The following is a 16,517-nucleotide window of genomic DNA, read 5'->3' as shown; positions in this document are numbered from 1 at the left end:
GGCCCCATGAAACCGCTCTATTTCCTTGTTCTCGCAACATTTCTGCCGCTTGCCGCTGTGGCGGAGCCGCTTGTCCCCCTGCCCGCCCGCGATGTGGCGATGGAGGAGTTGCTTTACCACAAACGGCCGGTGGTGGTGTTTGCCGACAGCCCGGAAGACCCGGCCTATCTGCAGCAGATGGCGCTGCTGGCCCGCGACAAGGGCGAGCTGGCAGAGCGGGATGTGGTGGTGATCACCGATACCGACCCCGCCGCCCGATCCGTCTGGCGTCAGAAGCTGCGACCGCAGGGCTTCTCGCTCGTGCTTCTGGACAAGGATCTGCATCCGATCATCCGCAAGCCGCTGCCTTGGGATCTGCGAGAGATCGGTCGGGCGATCGACAAGTTCCCGCTGCGCCGCAACGAGCTGTTGGAGCGACATCCGGGGCGATGACGGCCTTACTCGCGGAAATCCTCGACCGTGGGGATGCGTCCGAAGGCGATCTTGGCGCCGGTATAGGGCACATGATGCGGCGGCAACTGGCCATAGCGGATGGTGTCCTGCCCGAAACGCTGGTTCAGCGCATCGACCGCCGCATGAAGCGCCGCCCTGTGGCCGGGCGGGGCGGATGTGTCGAACAGGTCGGGCACGAAATCCGCCTGTGGCAACAGCCCACCCAGCGTCACATTCACCGCCAGCGGTGCCTGCAACGGCAGCAGCGCCCAATACCGTTCCAGCGTTTCCAGCAGGAACAGCGTGTCCTGCGTGCAGCGGATCTCTCCGCCATGGCCGATCCGGCCCGCCCGGGCGCATTTCGCGCCCAGAGACAGGCTGCGGGCATAGAAGCCTTCGCGCCGCAGCCGGGCCGCAGCCTTGACCAGCAACCGCCGCGCCACCAGCCGCGCGCCCTCGACCGTCTTGTTGGCGCCGGTCAACACCTGACCATGACCGATCATCCCGCGCACCGTGCTGGGCCAGACCACCGTCTCGCCCCGAAGTTCGCGCAGAAACCGTTCGCCCGCCACGCTGCCCCAGATCGCCCGCGCCCGTTTCGGGTCCAGCCGGTAAAGCGTGGGCACATCCGCGATCCCCGCCGCCTCCAGCCGGGCTTTCATCCGCCAGGACACACCCGGCAGATCGTCCAGCGCCAGATGCGCGATCCGGTCGGGCAACACATGCGGCAACAGCCAGTGCAGCCCGCCCGGCTTTTCCAGCCCCGCCGCCAGTTTGGCCAGAAGCCGTGTTGGCCCCAGCCCAACCGAACAGCGCAAGGCCGGGCTGACCTGCGCCAACACCACCTGTTGCAGCGCCCGCCCGATCTGCAAGGCCTGTTCCAGCCCCTGCTGCGATCCGGTCAGCCGACAGGAACACTCGTCGATCGACCAGACCCGATCGACCGGCAGAACCGTTTCCACCGCGCGCAGGATGGCATGGTGATAGGTCACGCAGACATCGTGCTTCACCGGGCGAAAGACGATGCCGGGGCAAAGCTGCCGCGCCTCGTCCTGCCGGGTGCCCATCTTCACACCATGCCGCTTTGCCTCGATGCTGGCCGCGATACAGGCCGCACCGGGGGCATCGGTGGTCAGCACGCCAACCGCCCGCCCCATCAGCGCAGGCTCCTCCGCCTGCGCAACCGAGGCGTAGAAGCTGTTCATGTCGAAGAACAAGGTGGAAACACGAAGCGTCATGGCAGACCGATTCGGATGCTGCGGCGGGCCCCACCTTAGAACAAAGTGAGAACAATCCGCCAGCCCGAAGCCGCCGCCGTGACGCCGCGTGCCGTGCCACCTTATTCGAACTCCATGATCACATCGTCAACGCGCAGCGAGGCGCCCGGCGCGCAGTTGATCTTCTTCACCACGCCCTTGCGTTCCGCCTTGAGGATGTTTTCCATCTTCATGGCTTCGACGGTGGCCAGCGCCTGACCTTCCTGCACCTCTTGCCCCTCTTCCACGGTGATCTTCACGATCAGGCCGGGCATCGGGCAGAGCAGGAATTTCGAGGTGTCCGGCGGCATCTTTTCCGGCATCAGCGCGGCCAGTTCGGCGGCGCGCGGTGTGCGGACATAGACCTTCAGATCGGCGCCGCGCAGACGGATGCGGAAGCCCATCGGGATCTTGCCGACCTTCAGCACCAGCGGCTGGCCGTCCACCATCAGACGCGCCAGCGGCTGGCCCGGCGTCCAGTCCGAGGTGACGCGATGCGCGGTGCCGTCGGCGAAGGTGACGGTCGATCCGTCCTTGTCGGCAGCGATGGTGGCAGCAAGGTCTTCGCCCTGCGCGGTCACCACCCAATTGTCACCGACATGGCGTTCGTGATTGTCCATCGTGCCCGAGATGCGGGTGCGGCGAATTTCAGCCACGCGGTTCATCGCGGCGGCAGCAGCGGCCACCCGGCGCAGCATCTGCGGGTTCAGCGCCACGCCATTGAAACCGTCGGGATATTCTTCGGCGATGAAGGCCGTGGTGATATTGCCCGAAGTGAAGCGCGGATGTTCCATCACCGCCGAGCAGAACGGCAGGTTATGGCCGATGCCTTCCACCTCGAACGTGTCCAGCGCGAGGCGCATTTCCTCGATCGCATCGGCGCGAGTGGCGCCCCAAGTGCACAGCTTGGCGATCATCGGGTCGTAATACATGCTGATCTCGCCGCCCTCGAACACGCCGGTATCGTTGCGCACGATGCCGCCGCCCAGCGTCTTGCCTTCGACCGGAGGGCGGTAGCGGGTCAGACGGCCAATCGAGGGCAGGAAGTTGCGGTAGGGATCTTCGGCATAAAGCCGCGATTCCATCGCCCAGCCGTTGATCTTCAGATCTTCCTGCCTGAACGGCAGCGGCTCGCCCGCCGCAACGCGGATCATCTGTTCCACAAGGTCAACGCCGGTGATCAGTTCGGTCACCGGATGTTCCACCTGCAGGCGGGTGTTCATTTCCAGGAAGTAGAAGTTGCGGTTGCCATCGACGATGAATTCGACGGTGCCCGCCGAAGTATAACCCACCGCCTTGGCCAGTGCACAGGCCTGTTCGCCCATCGCCTTGCGGGTCGCCTCGTCCAGGAAGGGCGACGGCGCCTCTTCGATGACCTTCTGGTTCCGGCGCTGGATCGAGCATTCGCGTTCATGCAGATAGACGCAATTGCCGTGTTTGTCGGCCAGCACCTGGATTTCGATGTGGCGCGGCTGGGTCACGAATTTCTCGATGAAGATCCGGTCATCACCGAAAGAGTTCGCCGCCTCGTTCTTCGAGGATTCAAAGCCTTCCTTGACCTCGGATTCGCTCCACGCAATGCGCATCCCCTTGCCGCCGCCACCAGCAGAGGCCTTGATCATGACCGGATAGCCAATCTCGCCCGAGATTTTCACCGCCTCGTCCGCATCAGCGATCAGGCCCATGTACCCCGGAACGGTGGAAACCCCGGCTTCCATCGCCAGTTTCTTCGAAGTGATCTTGTCACCCATCGCCTCGATCGCTGGCGACGGCGGGCCGACGAACACCACGCCCTCGGCCTCAAGCGCTGCGGCGAAGTTCATGTTTTCGGACAGGAAGCCATAGCCCGGATGCACCGCCTCGGCCCCGGTGGCGCGGATCGCCTCCATGATCTTGTCGATCACGATGTAAGACTGGTTCGCCGGCGGCGGGCCAATGTGATAAGCTTCATCCGCCATTTTGACATGCAACGCGTTGCGGTCGGCATCCGAATAGACGGCCACCGTCTTGATGCCCATCTTGCGGGCAGATTTGATCACGCGGCACGCAATCTCCCCCCGGTTGGCGATCAGGATCTTCTTGAACATTCGGCTTCCTTCCCTGGGCGGCACGCGGGTCCGCGTGCGCAGTCATGTGCAGAACGAAAAAAACCACCGGGGCTGGCAGCCCCGGTGGTTCTGGTGATGGCAAAGCCCGCCGCTTGCGCGGCGGTCAGATCAATAGCAGGCAGGCAGGCCCGGAAGGCCGCAGGATGCGCCGCCCACCAGCCCGCCAATCGCGGCGCCGGCGAGGGCATTTTCATCCATGGCATCAGCGGCTGCAGCACCGATGACGGCGCCGGTGACGGCACGGCCGCCTTGGGTATTGAGCATTCCAGGCTGGCCATAGCCGCTCTGGGTGCAGCCAGCGACCACAGTGCTGAATGCTGCAATGGCGAGAAGGGTGTAGATACGCATGTTGCCCGGCCTCCGTTGGGGGATGTTATGTGGGCCGAGTCTATCGCATTGGCGGGCAGGGAAAAGGCAATTCCCCGCGAGCGGCGCGTCTCGGCGAAGCCTTGCCGACGCGTCGTGCCACGCTGTTGCGCACAGGAAAAAATACGCCCGCCCCGAAAAGAGGCGAGCGTTGAGAGGGGGGAAGGGGCGCATTTCTGGCCATCCCGGACCGGCGCGGGGACATGCGCGATCACTTGCAAAGTCTGGCGCAGCCTCGTGCCACTGGCAAAGGCAAATGCTGCCCCACGCGCCGAATGCGCGGAACTCTGCCAGATTGCCAAGGGGTTGCGCGAAACCATGCTCAGTCGTCCTCGCCCCAGTCATCGTCATCGTCGAAGACGACCGGCGGGGCGTCGTCGGCAAAGACTTCGGGGAACGAGGCCTGCGCCCGTTTCACGTCGATGCGCAGCAGCGCCTCGTAGGAACAGGGGTCGAACGGGTCTTCGGCGGGCACGACCTCACGCCCGAACAGCCAAGACAGGCGCCCGGCATCCAGATTGCCACGTTCAAAAGGTTCTTCACCGAAACAGGCCCAAAGTGCTGCCATGAAGGCAGTGTCGGCTGCTCGGTCGAGGTTCTTGCGGTCCTTGAACCGCTCACGCCGGAAGATCTTGGTCGGGCCGTCTTTCTTGTTGGCGCGACGGATCACGAACTGAAAGTCTGTGCCGGTCATCCGACCGGGGAATCCGCGATGCTTCAGCATGATGCACCTGCCTTGCAGGTGCTACGGGAAAGGGCGGGCCGGGGCTGTGCCCCGCTGGCCCGCCCTTCAGGTCTATCAGAGCTTGCCCGTGTAGGTCGGCTCGACCGAAACAGCGGGATCGGTGACGATGACTTCTTCTTTCGGACCAGCGCAAGCGGCCAGAACAGCGATGGTGCACAGGGCGAAAGCAATACGCATTTTGCTCGACATTCTCTTCTCCAGTTTTCTTGGGAGGTCACGAGTACGGAAGGTTCCGACCCCTGCCCCCGATACGAGGCGTGAAACGCTTGGGAACGTTTCGCGGCCAGCATAAAGGGTTTTCTGCCCGAATGGTATGCATAAACCGCCTGCATCGGCACCTGTGGCAGCGCTACATCAATGGCCCGGCCTACCGCGCAAATCTGCGCAAGATATTGGTGTTGCATCAGAACATCTCCCAGATACAGGTGCCGTCCTGCAGGGCAAAGGCCTCGAAGAACTGGGTGGCGTCAGGGGCGGCCTCGCCAAAGGGCACCGGGCGGTCGGAAAGCGAGATCACGATCTGCGCCGGTTGCGGCCCCTGCCCGGCGATGCGCGGCAAGGCATAGCTTTGGCACAGCGCCAGCATGTCGGCCTGCGCGGTTTCCAGATCGACACTGCCACCCTCGCGCGCGATTTCGGGCGCGAGGAAACGGAACCGCGTGGTCAGACCCAGCGGACCCGGCTGGTTGGTGATGACATCCAGCAGAGTCACCGGCTGCCCGGAGGGCACGGTGATCGGCGCCTCATCCGCAATTAGGCGGGCCTGAAACGGCGCCTGAGGCGGTGTCAGGCGAAGGAAAACCGCGCTCATGCCGCCTCCTTCACCAACTGCACCCGGCGTGCCTTTTTCGGCGCTGCGAGATCGGTGATCGTGCCGTAGGTGGCGAGTTTTGCGGCCTGCTCGGCAGCGGTCGCGGCGCGCAGGTCGAAGATCGCGGTGCCGCCAGCAGTCAGCGCCTGATCGACGAAGGGCAGATAGGCATCGACCGGATAGTGAAAGCCGCAAGACAGGAAGGATACGGCAAAATCCACCGGCCCCGCCGCCTCGGGCGCAGTATCCCGCGGGTTCAGCGTAACGATGCGATCGGAAGAGATGCCGTTGTTTTCCAAGATTTTGCGGGCCACAGACAGGTTTGAATACGCCGCCCCCTGTTCGGCAAAGCCGAAATTCCGGCGGTCATTGACCTCCAGGTCGATCAGCAGCAGATCGCAGTCATTGTCGCGCGCGACAAACAGATCGAACAGCGCATAGCCACAGCCGATATCGGCCAGACGCGACACACCGCGCGCCGCGATCAGCGGCGCCAGCGTGCGATATTCGGCATGGATCACCCCCGCAGCGCGGCGGGCGATATCCTCGCCCATATCCGCGATCACCCGGGAGATCGGGTCCATATCACCCGCCTCCCAGGCCCGGATCACCTGGCCCGACTTCGGTATGTCGAACATGACTTCGGAACGCTGAAGGATCAGGTTCAGATAGTCGTCCGGGCCCAGAGCCGAGAAGTCGAGTGCCGATATGGCACCGCCCCCCGCCTCTGCCCTTATGTCGATGGCCAGTTGCATGGTCGCCCCTTTGCTGCGGAAATCGCGTTACAGGGGGATGTTATCGTGCTTCTTCCAGGGGTTTGCCAGCTTCTTGCCACGCAGGCTGGCAAAGGCACGGGCCACACGACGGCGGGTCGAGCGCGGCTGGATCACCTCGTCGATGAAGCCACGCTCGGCCGCGACGAAGGGATTGGCGAAGCGATCTTCGTAATCCTTGGTGCGCGCCGCGATCTTGTCCTTGTCGCCGAGTTCAGAGCGATACAGGATCTCGGTCGCCCCCTTGGCGCCCATCACGGCGATTTCGGCGGTCGGCCAGGCATAGTTGAAATCACCACGCAGGTGTTTCGACGCCATCACGTCATAGGCGCCACCATAGGCCTTGCGGGTGATGACGGTGACCTTCGGCACGGTGGCCTCGCCATAGGCGAACAGCAGTTTCGCACCGTGCTTGATGACGCCGCCATATTCCTGGCTGGTGCCCGGCAAGAAGCCCGGCACATCGACGAAGGTCAGGATCGGGATTTCGAACGCATCGCAGAACCGCACGAAGCGCGCAGCCTTGCGGCTGGAATCGATGTCGAGGCAGCCCGCCAGAACCATCGGCTGGTTCGCCACAACGCCAACCGTCTGGCCTTCGATGCGGATGAAGCCGGTGATGATATTCGCCGCGTAATCCTTTTGAATCTCGTAGAAATCCGCCTCGTCGGCAACCTTGTGGATCAGCTCTTTCATGTCATAGGGCTGGTTCGGGTTGTCGGGGATGATGGTGTCAAGGCTGTCTTCGATGCGCGACGGGTCGTCGAAGAACGGGCGCACCGGCGCCTTTTCGCGGTTGTTCAGCGGCAGGAAGTCGATCAGGCGGCGCACTTCGGCCAGCGCTTCCACGTCGTTTTCAAAGGCGCCATCGGCGACCGAGGATTTCTTGGTATGGGTCGAAGCCCCGCCCAGCTCCTCGGCGGTGACCACCTCGTTCGTCACGGTCTTCACCACATCGGGGCCAGTGACGAACATGTAAGAGCTGTCTTTCACCATGAAGATGAAATCGGTCATCGCGGGCGAATAGACGGCGCCCCCGGCACAGGGGCCCATGATGACAGAGATCTGCGGCACCACGCCCGAGGCCATGATGTTACGCTGGAACACATCGGCATAACCGGCCAGCGAGGCAACGCCTTCCTGGATGCGCGCACCGCCAGAATCGTTCAGGCCAATCACCGGAGCGCCATTTTGCAAAGCCATGTCCATGATCTTGCAAATCTTCTGCGCATGAGTTTCCGACAGCGAGCCGCCGAACACTGTGAAATCCTGGCTGAACACATAGACCATGCGGCCATTGACCGTGCCCCAACCGGTCACCACGCCATCCCCGGCAGGCCGGTCTTCTTCCATGCCGAAATCGGTGCAGCGATGCCGCACGAACATATCGAACTCTTCGAAAGAGCCCTCGTCCAGCAGAAGCTCGATACGCTCCCGTGCGGTCAGCTTGCCCTTGGCATGCTGCGCCTCAACCCGGCGCTGCCCCCCGCCCGCGCGGGCCACGGCACGACGATCTTCAAGCTCTTGCAGGATGTCTTTCATGAGGTCCTCTCCCCGGAATCGTCGGCACATTATGCGGGGAACAGGATTCCCCAAAGCGGAATTGAGAAAATTTGCAAATTATTGGCAGTCTCGTAATTGCAAATTGCAAATACGCAAAGACTTGCCATTCCCCGCTCCGCGCGGCACATGGAAACAATCCAGCAGGGAGATGCCAATGCCCACCCTTCCGCCCGGAATGATCACCATAGGCTTGCTGGTGATGTCCAACATTTTCATGACATTCGCCTGGTATGGCCACCTGAAGTTCAAAACCGCACCGCTTCTGGCGGTTATCGCCATTTCTTGGGGCATCGCCTTTTTCGAATACGTGCTGCAGGTGCCCGCAAACCGGATCGGGCACAGCGTGTTCTCGGCGGCAGAGCTGAAAACGATCCAAGAGGTGATCACCCTGGTCGTCTTCGCCATCTTCTCTGTCACCTTCCTGAAGGAACCGCTGAGCTGGAACCACCTGCTGGGCTTTGCCTGCATCGCGCTCGGCGCCTTTTTTATCTTCCACAAATGGTGAGTGCTGTGGACAGACGATACATCCGCGCGTAGCGCTATGCCATGACCCTGCCCCGCCCACGCTTTCTTGACCCGAACACCCCGCCGACTCTGCTGACCGTGATCCTAATCGCGGGCATCTCGGCGTTGACGATGAACATTTTTCTGCCCTCTCTTCCCGGCATGGCGGCCTATTTCGACGCGCCATACGCACTGATGCAACTGTCGGTCGCACTCTACCTCGGCCTGTCTGCCCTACTGCAGATCGTGATTGGTCCGATCTCGGATCGTTTCGGGCGCCGCCCGGTGATGATCGGGGCAATGGTGCTGTTCCTGCTGGCGACCTTGGGCACATTGCTGGCGCCCAACGCCTTGGTTTTCCTGGCCTTCCGCATGGGGCAGGCGATTATCGCCGCTGGCATGGTGCTCAGCCGGGCTATCGTGCGAGATATGGTGAGCGGTGATCGCGCGGCCTCGATGATGGGCTATGTGATGATGGGTATGAGCCTTGTACCGATGATCGGCCCGGTGATCGGCGGGGTGCTGGACGAATGGTTCGGCTGGCAGGCGAATTTCGGGCTGCTGCTGGGTCTGGGCGTGCTGGTGTTGATTCTTGTGCTGCGCGATCAAGGCGAGACGGCCGTGCCAAACACCCTTAGCTTCCGCGCGCAACTGCGCCAATATCCGACACTTTTCCGGTCCCAGCGCTTCTGGGGCTACTGTCTCGCCGCCTCTTTCGCCTCGGGCTGCTTCTTCGCCTATCTTGGAGGCGCCCCCTATGTCGGGAAGTTCGTTTTCGGCCTGAGTTCCAGCCAGATCGGGGCGCTGTTCGCGCTGACAGCACTGGGCTATGCCTTCGGCAACTTTTTTGCCGGGCGCTATTCGGTGCGGCTGGGCATGAACCGGATGGTGCTGCTGGGCACCGTGGTAACCACAGCCGCAATGGCCCTGCTGCTCGCCCTGTCGCTGGGTGGATTGATGACGGCGGCCGTTTTTTTCGGCTTGACGCTGTTCATGGGCCTTGGCAACGGCATCGCACTGCCCAATGCCAATGCTGGAATTCTCTCGGTACGGCCAGGGCTTGCTGGCACAGCCTCGGGGCTCGGCGGCGCTATCATGATCGGTGGTGGGGCGGGGCTGGCAGCGCTTGCCACGGCATTGCTGCCCGATGGCGCCACCGAACTGCCGCTGGTCATGCTCATGCTTGCTACATCCGTCGCTTCGGTTCTGGCGAGCCTTTGGGTCATCCGAAGGGCGAGGCAGGTTGGCGTACAGGAGTGAAAGGCTTGACAGCATAAATTTGCAAAGGTGACATGCAAATTGCAAATGGAGGCGCCATGTCCACTCAGAAACTCTATGCCGGGGTCAAGCTGCGCGAGTTGCGTGGACGGTTGGGACTGACGCAAAAGGCCTTTGCCGACAAACTCGGCGTCTCGCTGCCCTATCTGAACCAGATGGAAAATAACCATCGACCGGTTTCAGCTTCGGTTGTACTGGCACTGGTACAGGAGTTCGGCTTCGACGTGACCGAACTGACCACCGGCGATGCTGAACGGATCGTGTCGGACATGCGCGAGGCACTGGCCGATCCGGTGTTCCAAAGTGCCACCCCCCCCCTGGCCGACCTGCGGCTTGCCGCCTCCAACGCCCCTGCTTTGGCTCGGGCCTTCCTGGACCTGCACCGCGCCTATCGCCAGACCCATGAGCGGTTGGCCTCTCTGGACGAGGCGCTAGGGCGCGAGGATGTATCATTACGTCCTTCGCCATGGGAAGAAGTGCGTGACTTCTTTCACTATTGTGACAATTATCTGGATGCGATTGACCGGGCCGCAGAGCATTATGCAATGCCCGCAGGCATCAGAAAAGACCCACTATTTATCGCCAGCGAGACTCTTGCCAGCGCAGGCATAGACTTGCAATTTTCGGACAGCGGCACCCTGCGTACCTATGATCCACTCCAGAAGCGGCTGGCGATTTCGGGGCGGGCGTCAGGGCCAACGCAACGGTTCCAACTGCTCTATCAAGTCGCGCTGATCACCCAGAACGACCTCCTCGACGCGACACTGGATCTGGCCCGGTTTGCCACGCCCGAGGCGCGCGACATTGCAAAGATTGGGCTTGCAAACTACTTTGCTGGCGCGGCCCTGCTGCCCTATCGCACCTTCCAGCAGGCCGCGCTGGATACCCGCCACGATCTGGAACGTCTGTCCGATCTGTTCGGCGCCTCTGTCGAACAGGTGGCGCACCGGCTTTCCACCCTGCAGCGCCCGGGGGCGAAGGGCATTCCCTTTTTCTTCGTGCGAGTTGATCAGGCCGGCACGATCACCAAACGCCATTCCGCAACACGGCTGCAATTTGCCCGGTTCGGGGGCGCCTGCCCATTGTGGAACGTGCACCGCGCCTTTGAAACGCCGGGCCGTTTTCTGCGCCAACTGGCCGAAACCCCGGATGGTGTCCGCTATTTCTGCCTCGCGCGTGATGTCAGCAAACCCGGCGGCTCGTTCAATGCGCCAGTGCGGCGCTATGCGATCGGTCTCGGCTGCGAGGTGCAGCATGCCGATGCGCTGGTCTATGCCGACGGGCTGGATCTGCGCGGAAAGTTCGAACCGATCGGCATTTCCTGCCGGATCTGCGAGCGCCGCGATTGCCACCAACGCTCGGTCCCGCCGCTAGAGCGGCGACTGCGCGTCGATCCCGACAAACGGGGGCTGTTGCCCTACGAGATCGCCGAATGAAAAGGCCCGGCGCGAGGCCGGGCCACTCCAAGATCAGGCGCTAAGACGCTGCCAGATCTGATCTTTCAGTGCCGAGCGTTGCTTGCGCAAATCGGTTTCATGCTCAGGCGCCATCGGTTCCACCAGCGTTTCTGCGCGGTGCACCTTGCGGTTCACCTCGTGATATTCTTCGACCAGACGGGCGAAATGGGCATCTGTTTCCTTCAGCGCCGAAATCTTGCCTGCCTCGGCCGGGAATTCCTCTGCCAGTTCGTGCGGGGTGTTCGCCATCGTCAGTTTCCTCCTTGGTCGTAACGATCTGACGCTAGTGCGGCACGCTGCTGGTCACATTGACCCGGATCAAATTCCGCAGGAAAATCGAAATTCCCGCCGCAGGATTTGCCCAAACGCAAATGATCCCGGATGGATCCTCGGGGCCATGACGATGCAGAGCCGCACAGATGGCCTAGCGTTGGCTGACCCGCCAGTTCGGGTTGATCCACGGCTCCTGGTTGGAGGGTGCGAGAGGCGTGCGCCCCAGCAGATGATCTGCAGCTTTTTCGCCCACCATGATCGAAGGGCCGTTCAGATTGCCATTGGTCACCCGCGGGAAGATCGAACTGTCGGCGACCCGCAGGCCCTCGACGCCAATCACCCGACATTCCGGGTCAATCACCGCCGTCGGATCGTCGCGCCGCCCCATGCGGGCGGTGCCGCAGGGGTGATAGGCGCTTTCGACATGCTCCTTGATAAACCCGTTCAGCTCGTCATCAGATTGCAGGGCAAGACCGGGCTGGATTTCCGATTTGTAATAGGGTTTGAACGCGTCCTGCCCGATGATTTCGCGGGTCAGACGGATGCAACGGCGGAAATCGTCCCAATCCGAGTCGTGCGACATGTAGTTGAACTGGATGCGCGGCGCTGCCGCCGGATCGGCAGAGCGCAGCGTGACAGCCCCACGCGAGACCGAGCGCATCGGGCCGACATGGGTCTGGAAGCCATGCCCTTCGGCGGCGGCCTTGCCGTCATAGCGCACGGCGATCGGCAGGAAGTGATACTGGATATCCGGGTAATCGACCCCGGATTTGGACCGGATGAAGGCGCAGGCCTCGAACTGGTTCGAGGCGCCAAGCCCCTTGCGCGTCAGCAGCCATTGCGCGCCGACCATCGCCTTGCCCCAGAGATTCCAGTATTTGTACAGCGTGATCGGCAGGCGAGATGCAAACTGCAAATATAGCTCGAGGTGGTCCTGCAAATTCGCGCCAACGCCTGGCCGATCTGCCACCACAGGTATTCCGAGGCTACCAAGATGGCTCGCCGCGCCAATGCCGGACAACAACAAAAGCTTGGGCGTGTTGATCGAGGACGCTGCCAGAACAACCTCGCGCGCAGCGGAGATGGTGACGATCTGGCCGCGCTGCTCGATCTCGACTCCGGTGGCACGACCGTTCTCGATCACCACGCGGCGGGCAAAGCCGCGCTCCACCTTCACCCGGCCGGTTTTCAGCGCCGGTTTCAGATAGGCATTGGCGGCTGACCAGCGCTGCCCCTTCCAGATCGTCGCCTCCATGGCGCCGAATCCTTCCTGCTGCTGGCCGTTGTAATCGGGCGTCACCGGGTAACCGGCCTGCGCACCCGCCTCGATGAAGGCATTGAACAGCGGATTGGACCGGGGGCCACGGGTAATGTGCAGCGGACCATCATTGCCGCGGAAGGCAGCATCGCCGGTCTCGCCATGCCAGCTTTCCATCCGGCGGAAATAGGGCAGCACATCGGCGTAAGACCAGCCATTCGCCCCCTGTTCGGCCCAATGGTCGAAGTCGCGCGCATGGCCCCGCACATAAACCATGCCGTTGATCGAAGATGAGCCGCCGATCACCTTGCCGCGCGGTGTGGCCAGGACACGCCCCCCCAGATGCGGTTCCGGTTCGGTCTGGAAACCCCAGTCATAGCGGTTCATATTCATCGGATAGCTGAGCGCACCCGGCATCTGGATGAAGGGCCCGGCATCGGTGCCGCCATGTTCGATGACGGTGACGCTGCGCCCGGCCTCGGCCAGACGGTAGGCCATGGCGCAACCGGCAGAGCCCGCGCCGACGATCACATATTCGCTGCTCATAGGCACCTCAGTAGGGCGAATCGACGGGGCCCATGCCCACGTAGACAGATTTGATCTGGGTATAATGTTCGACAGCGGCCTTGCTGTTTTCACGCCCGACACCAGAGAGCTTCACGCCACCGAAAGGGCCTTCGACCGGGGTCAGGTTATAGGCGTTGATCCAGCAGGTTCCGGCCTCCAACTGCCCGACCACGCGGTGGCCGCGCGTCAGATCGGCGGTGAAGACCCCGGCGGCGAGGCCGAATTCAGTGTCATTGGCACGCGCAATCACCTCGTCTTCGCTGTCGAAATCCAGCACGGCCATGACCGGGCCGAACACCTCTTCGCGAGCGAGGGTCATGTCGTCAGTGACATTTGCAAACACGGTGGGTTGCACATAAAAACCGCTGTTCAGCGCGGCACGTCCGCCGCCGCAGATCAGTGTGGCGCCTTCGCGTTCTGCAATTTGCATATAGTTCAGCACTTTTTGCATATGCGCCTCGGAGACCAGTGGCCCGAGCTGCGTTTCCATATCCAGCGGATCGCCAAGACGGATCGAAGCGGTGCGTTCGGCCAACCGGGAAAGGAAGCGGTCCTTGATACCCGTTTGCACAAAAACGCGGGTACCGTTGGAGCAGATCTGGCCGGTCGAATAGAAATTGCCCAGCATGGCCGCACCGATGGCGCTTTCGACATCGGCGTCATCGAAGATGATCAGCGGCGATTTGCCGCCCAGTTCCATCGTCACATGGCGCACACCGTCGGCAGCGGCGGCATAGACACGCCGTCCCGTCGGCACCGAGCCGGTGAGCGAGACCTTGGCCACACGCGGATCGGTGACCAACGCCGCCCCCACGGCCCCCCTGCCCTGCACGACGTTGAACAGACCCGCAGGCAGCCCGGCCTCCACCAGAATCTCGGCCAGTTTCAGCGCGCCAAGCGGCGTGACTTCGGAAGGTTTGAAGATCATCGCATTGCCAAGGCTCAGCGCGGGCGCAGCTTTCCAGCAAGCGATCTGGCTAGGGTAGTTCCACGCACCGATACCGACGCAAACCCCGAGCGGCTCGCGCAGCGTATAGACGAAATCGCGGCCCAGCGGCACGGTTTCGCCGGTGACCGAGGGCGCGAGACCGGCGAAAAACTCCAGCGCATCGGCGCCCGACGGCCAATCGGCCACCGTGGTTTCCTGCAGCGGCTTGCCGGTATCCAGCGTTTCCAGAAGCGAAAGCTCGGCATTGCGATCTCGAATCAGATCGACGGCGCGGCGCAGGATACGCGAACGCTCCACCGGGCGGGTGGCGGCCCAAGCCTTTTGCGCCGCTTTGGCCGAGGCCAACGCCGCCTCGATCACCGCAGGCGTCGCCTCGTGCAGACGGGCGATCACCGCGCCGGTGGCGGGATAGATCACGTCAATCGGCGCCCCGGCCGGGTCTTCCAGATAGGCGCCATTCACGAAATGGCTGGCTTTGGGTTGAGCTTGCATCAGTCGCGCCCCTTCAGTTCTGCCGCCACGAATTCCAGCACCGTGGCCACCGACGAGGCCGAATCAGGCGGCCCCTCCTTCAAGGCTTCGCGCAGGTAAACGCCGTCGATCAGCGCCCCCAGCCCGTCAGCCACAGCATCCGCCCGCGTGCCGATCAGCGGACGCAGGCAAAACAGCAGGTTGGATTTCAGGCGCCGCTGATAGATCGCCAGCAGGCGCCGCGCCTGCGGCACCGTCTGCGCCAGAACGTAAAAGTTGAGCCAGGCGCTCACCGCCTCACGCCGGAAGTTGCCGGGGCTGAAGCTGGCGCGCAGAATCGCCTGCAGCCGCGCCTCGGGCCCATCGACCGCCGAAAGTGCCCCGCGCACTTCCGCGCCATAAAGCGAAAGGATATGGCGCATGGCCGCAAGAAAGATGTCTTCTTTCGAGCCGAAATAGTGATGCGCCAGCGCCGAGGACATGCCCGCGCGTTTGGCGATCTGGCTGACCGTCACATCCAGCGATCCGGCGCGACCAATCTCCACGATGGTTGCTTTGACCAGTGCGGCCTTTCGGATAGGCTCCATTCCAAGCTTCGGCACGGTGGTTTTCCTGAAAAAAAGACTTGCCAAACGGAGCTAACGCGAAGTTTATTGACTCGTCAATCAACAAAAAACGTCCAAGCCGCAGACATCAGGGAATCGACATGACCAAGATGAAATCCACCCTCCTTGCCACCACGGTGGCGTTCGCCCTTGCAGGCACGGCCCATGCGGCCGACTGCGACAAAGTGATCTTCTCGGATGTCGGCTGGACCGACATCACCGCCACCACGGCCGCCACCACCGTCGTGCTGGAAGCGCTGGGATACGAGACGGAAACCAAGATCCTGTCCGTTCCGGTGACCTATACCGCGCTGGCGGGCGGTGACGTGGATGTGTTCCTCGGCAACTGGATGCCGACGATGGAGGCCGATCTGGCCCCCTATCGCGATGCGGGCACGGTAGAAACCGTGCGCGTCAATCTGGAAGGCGCGAAATACACGCTGGCCACCAACGAGGCGGGCGCAGCGCTGGGGATCAAGGATTTCAGCGACATCGCCAAGAACAAGGACGCGTTGGAAGGCAAGATCTACGGGATCGAGCCGGGCAATGACGGCAACCGCCTGATCCTCGACATGATCGAGAAGGACGCCTTCGGGCTGAAGGGCTTCGAGGTTGTCGAAAGCTCGGAACAGGGGATGCTGGCGGAAGTGGCGCGCACCACGGGCGACAGCGCCCCGATCATCTTCCTCGGCTGGGAACCCCACCCGATGAACGCCAACTTCAAGATGACCTACCTGACCGGCGGCGACGAGTTCTTCGGCCCGAATCTGGGTGGCGCGGTCGTGGCCACCAATGTGCGCAAAGGCTATGTCGCCGAATGCCCGAATACCGGCAAACTGCTGGAAAACCTTGCCTTCACGCTGCCGATGGAAAACGAGATCATGGGCGCGATCCTGGATGACGGCACCGACCCGAAAGAGGCCGCCACCACCTGGCTGAAAGCCAATCCCACGGTGATCGAGCCTTGGCTGGCCGGTGTGACCACCAAGGACGGCGGCGATGCGATGGCGGCGGTGAAAACCGCGCTCGGCCTCTGATCCCCGCGTCTTCCCCCGCCCCGGTGGCGGGGGAAGCCTTTTCTGACATCCTCCTCCGCCCGAA

17 protein-coding genes are annotated in these 16,517 nt (G+C 62.5%); 5 read left to right on the top strand and 12 right to left on the bottom strand.

Features of this window, described 5'->3' with window-relative positions:
• The first annotated feature begins 6 nt into the window (after window positions 1-6).
• Window positions 7-432 carry a DUF4174 domain-containing protein gene (locus BMX43_RS08700; protein ID WP_091300359.1) on the top strand — a complete coding sequence of 142 codons (426 nt, stop codon included), beginning with the start codon at window positions 7-9 and terminating at the stop codon, window positions 430-432.
• 5 nt (window positions 433-437) lie between these two features.
• Here BMX43_RS08700 and BMX43_RS08695 read toward each other — a convergent pair whose 3' ends face one another.
• The 8 genes from BMX43_RS08695 to BMX43_RS08670 all read right to left on the bottom strand — a co-directional run bounded on the left by BMX43_RS08695 (window position 438) and on the right by BMX43_RS08670 (window position 8,033).
• Window positions 438-1,670 carry a Y-family DNA polymerase gene (locus tag BMX43_RS08695; protein ID WP_091300355.1) on the bottom strand — a complete coding sequence of 411 codons (1,233 nt, stop codon included), beginning with the start codon at window positions 1,668-1,670 and terminating at the stop codon, window positions 438-440.
• A gap of 101 nt (window positions 1,671-1,771) precedes the next feature.
• Complete coding sequence (locus tag BMX43_RS08690; protein ID WP_091300352.1) at window positions 1,772-3,775, bottom strand: acetyl-CoA carboxylase biotin carboxylase subunit; 2,004 nt, start codon at window positions 3,773-3,775, stop codon at window positions 1,772-1,774.
• A 129-nt stretch (window positions 3,776-3,904) separates the two neighbouring features.
• Window positions 3,905-4,144, bottom strand: a complete 240-nt coding sequence (locus BMX43_RS19470) for a hypothetical protein (protein ID WP_139201553.1) — start codon at window positions 4,142-4,144, stop codon at window positions 3,905-3,907.
• A gap of 340 nt (window positions 4,145-4,484) precedes the next feature.
• On the bottom strand, window positions 4,485-4,886 hold the full coding sequence (locus BMX43_RS08685) for a hypothetical protein (RefSeq protein ID WP_091300348.1): 402 nt from the start codon (window positions 4,884-4,886) through the stop codon (window positions 4,485-4,487).
• Window positions 4,887-4,961: 75 nt separating this feature from the next.
• Window positions 4,962-5,096 (bottom strand): hypothetical protein, encoded by a 135-nt coding sequence (locus BMX43_RS20375; RefSeq protein ID WP_281243120.1) that lies wholly within the window; start codon window positions 5,094-5,096, stop codon window positions 4,962-4,964.
• A 214-nt stretch (window positions 5,097-5,310) separates the two neighbouring features.
• Window positions 5,311-5,718, bottom strand: a complete 408-nt coding sequence (locus BMX43_RS08680; RefSeq protein ID WP_245749425.1) for a DUF6497 family protein — start codon at window positions 5,716-5,718, stop codon at window positions 5,311-5,313.
• Window positions 5,715-6,473, bottom strand: a complete 759-nt coding sequence (locus BMX43_RS08675) for a hypothetical protein (protein ID WP_091300343.1) — start codon at window positions 6,471-6,473, stop codon at window positions 5,715-5,717. The genes BMX43_RS08680 and BMX43_RS08675 overlap by 4 nt, the downstream gene beginning before the upstream one ends.
• 27 nt (window positions 6,474-6,500) lie before the next feature.
• A complete protein-coding gene (locus BMX43_RS08670; RefSeq protein WP_091300339.1) occupies window positions 6,501-8,033 on the bottom strand; it encodes an acyl-CoA carboxylase subunit beta in 1,533 nt (510 codons plus the stop codon).
• Window positions 8,034-8,208: 175 nt separating this feature from the next.
• Between BMX43_RS08670 and BMX43_RS08665 the strand changes: the two genes are divergently transcribed.
• Genes BMX43_RS08665 through BMX43_RS08655 form a run of 3 tightly spaced genes read left to right on the top strand, consistent with a single transcriptional unit; the run spans window position 8,209 to window position 11,272 of the window.
• Window positions 8,209-8,559 carry a DMT family protein gene (locus BMX43_RS08665; protein WP_091300336.1) on the top strand — a complete coding sequence of 117 codons (351 nt, stop codon included), beginning with the start codon at window positions 8,209-8,211 and terminating at the stop codon, window positions 8,557-8,559.
• Window positions 8,560-8,600: 41 nt separating this feature from the next.
• Window positions 8,601-9,818 carry a Bcr/CflA family efflux MFS transporter gene (locus BMX43_RS08660; protein WP_091300332.1) on the top strand — a complete coding sequence of 406 codons (1,218 nt, stop codon included), beginning with the start codon at window positions 8,601-8,603 and terminating at the stop codon, window positions 9,816-9,818.
• A 56-nt stretch (window positions 9,819-9,874) separates the two neighbouring features.
• A complete protein-coding gene (locus BMX43_RS08655; protein WP_091300328.1) occupies window positions 9,875-11,272 on the top strand; it encodes a helix-turn-helix domain-containing protein in 1,398 nt (465 codons plus the stop codon).
• Window positions 11,273-11,305: 33 nt separating this feature from the next.
• On the opposite strand, the gene BMX43_RS08650 is transcribed toward BMX43_RS08655, so the two are convergent.
• The 4 genes from BMX43_RS08650 to betI all read right to left on the bottom strand — a co-directional run bounded on the left by BMX43_RS08650 (window position 11,306) and on the right by betI (window position 15,413).
• Entirely contained in the window at window positions 11,306-11,542 is a 237-nt protein-coding gene (locus BMX43_RS08650) for an HP1242/YdcH family protein (protein ID WP_091300324.1), read from the bottom strand.
• Between the two features lie 175 nt (window positions 11,543-11,717).
• Window positions 11,718-13,370 (bottom strand): choline dehydrogenase, encoded by a 1,653-nt coding sequence (gene betA, locus BMX43_RS08645; protein WP_091300320.1) that lies wholly within the window; start codon window positions 13,368-13,370, stop codon window positions 11,718-11,720.
• Window positions 13,371-13,377: 7 nt separating this feature from the next.
• Window positions 13,378-14,832 carry a betaine-aldehyde dehydrogenase gene (gene betB / locus BMX43_RS08640; RefSeq protein ID WP_091300317.1) on the bottom strand — a complete coding sequence of 485 codons (1,455 nt, stop codon included), beginning with the start codon at window positions 14,830-14,832 and terminating at the stop codon, window positions 13,378-13,380.
• Complete coding sequence (gene betI / locus BMX43_RS08635) at window positions 14,832-15,413, bottom strand: transcriptional regulator BetI (RefSeq protein WP_091300855.1); 582 nt, start codon at window positions 15,411-15,413, stop codon at window positions 14,832-14,834. Before betI ends, betB begins: the two co-directional genes overlap by 1 nt.
• Before the next feature lie 104 nt (window positions 15,414-15,517).
• On the opposite strand from betI, the gene choX reads away from it, so the two are divergent.
• Window positions 15,518-16,453, top strand: coding sequence for a choline ABC transporter substrate-binding protein (gene choX, locus BMX43_RS08630; protein WP_091300313.1), 936 nt, complete (start codon window positions 15,518-15,520; stop codon window positions 16,451-16,453).
• Window positions 16,454-16,517: the final 64 nt, after the last annotated feature.

It is taken from the genome of Gemmobacter aquatilis (genome assembly GCF_900110025.1).
Classification (GTDB): Bacteria; Pseudomonadota; Alphaproteobacteria; order Rhodobacterales; family Rhodobacteraceae; genus Gemmobacter; species Gemmobacter aquatilis.
Note: the sequence above shows the minus strand (reverse complement) of the source record. Positions and strands in the feature narration are given on the sequence as shown.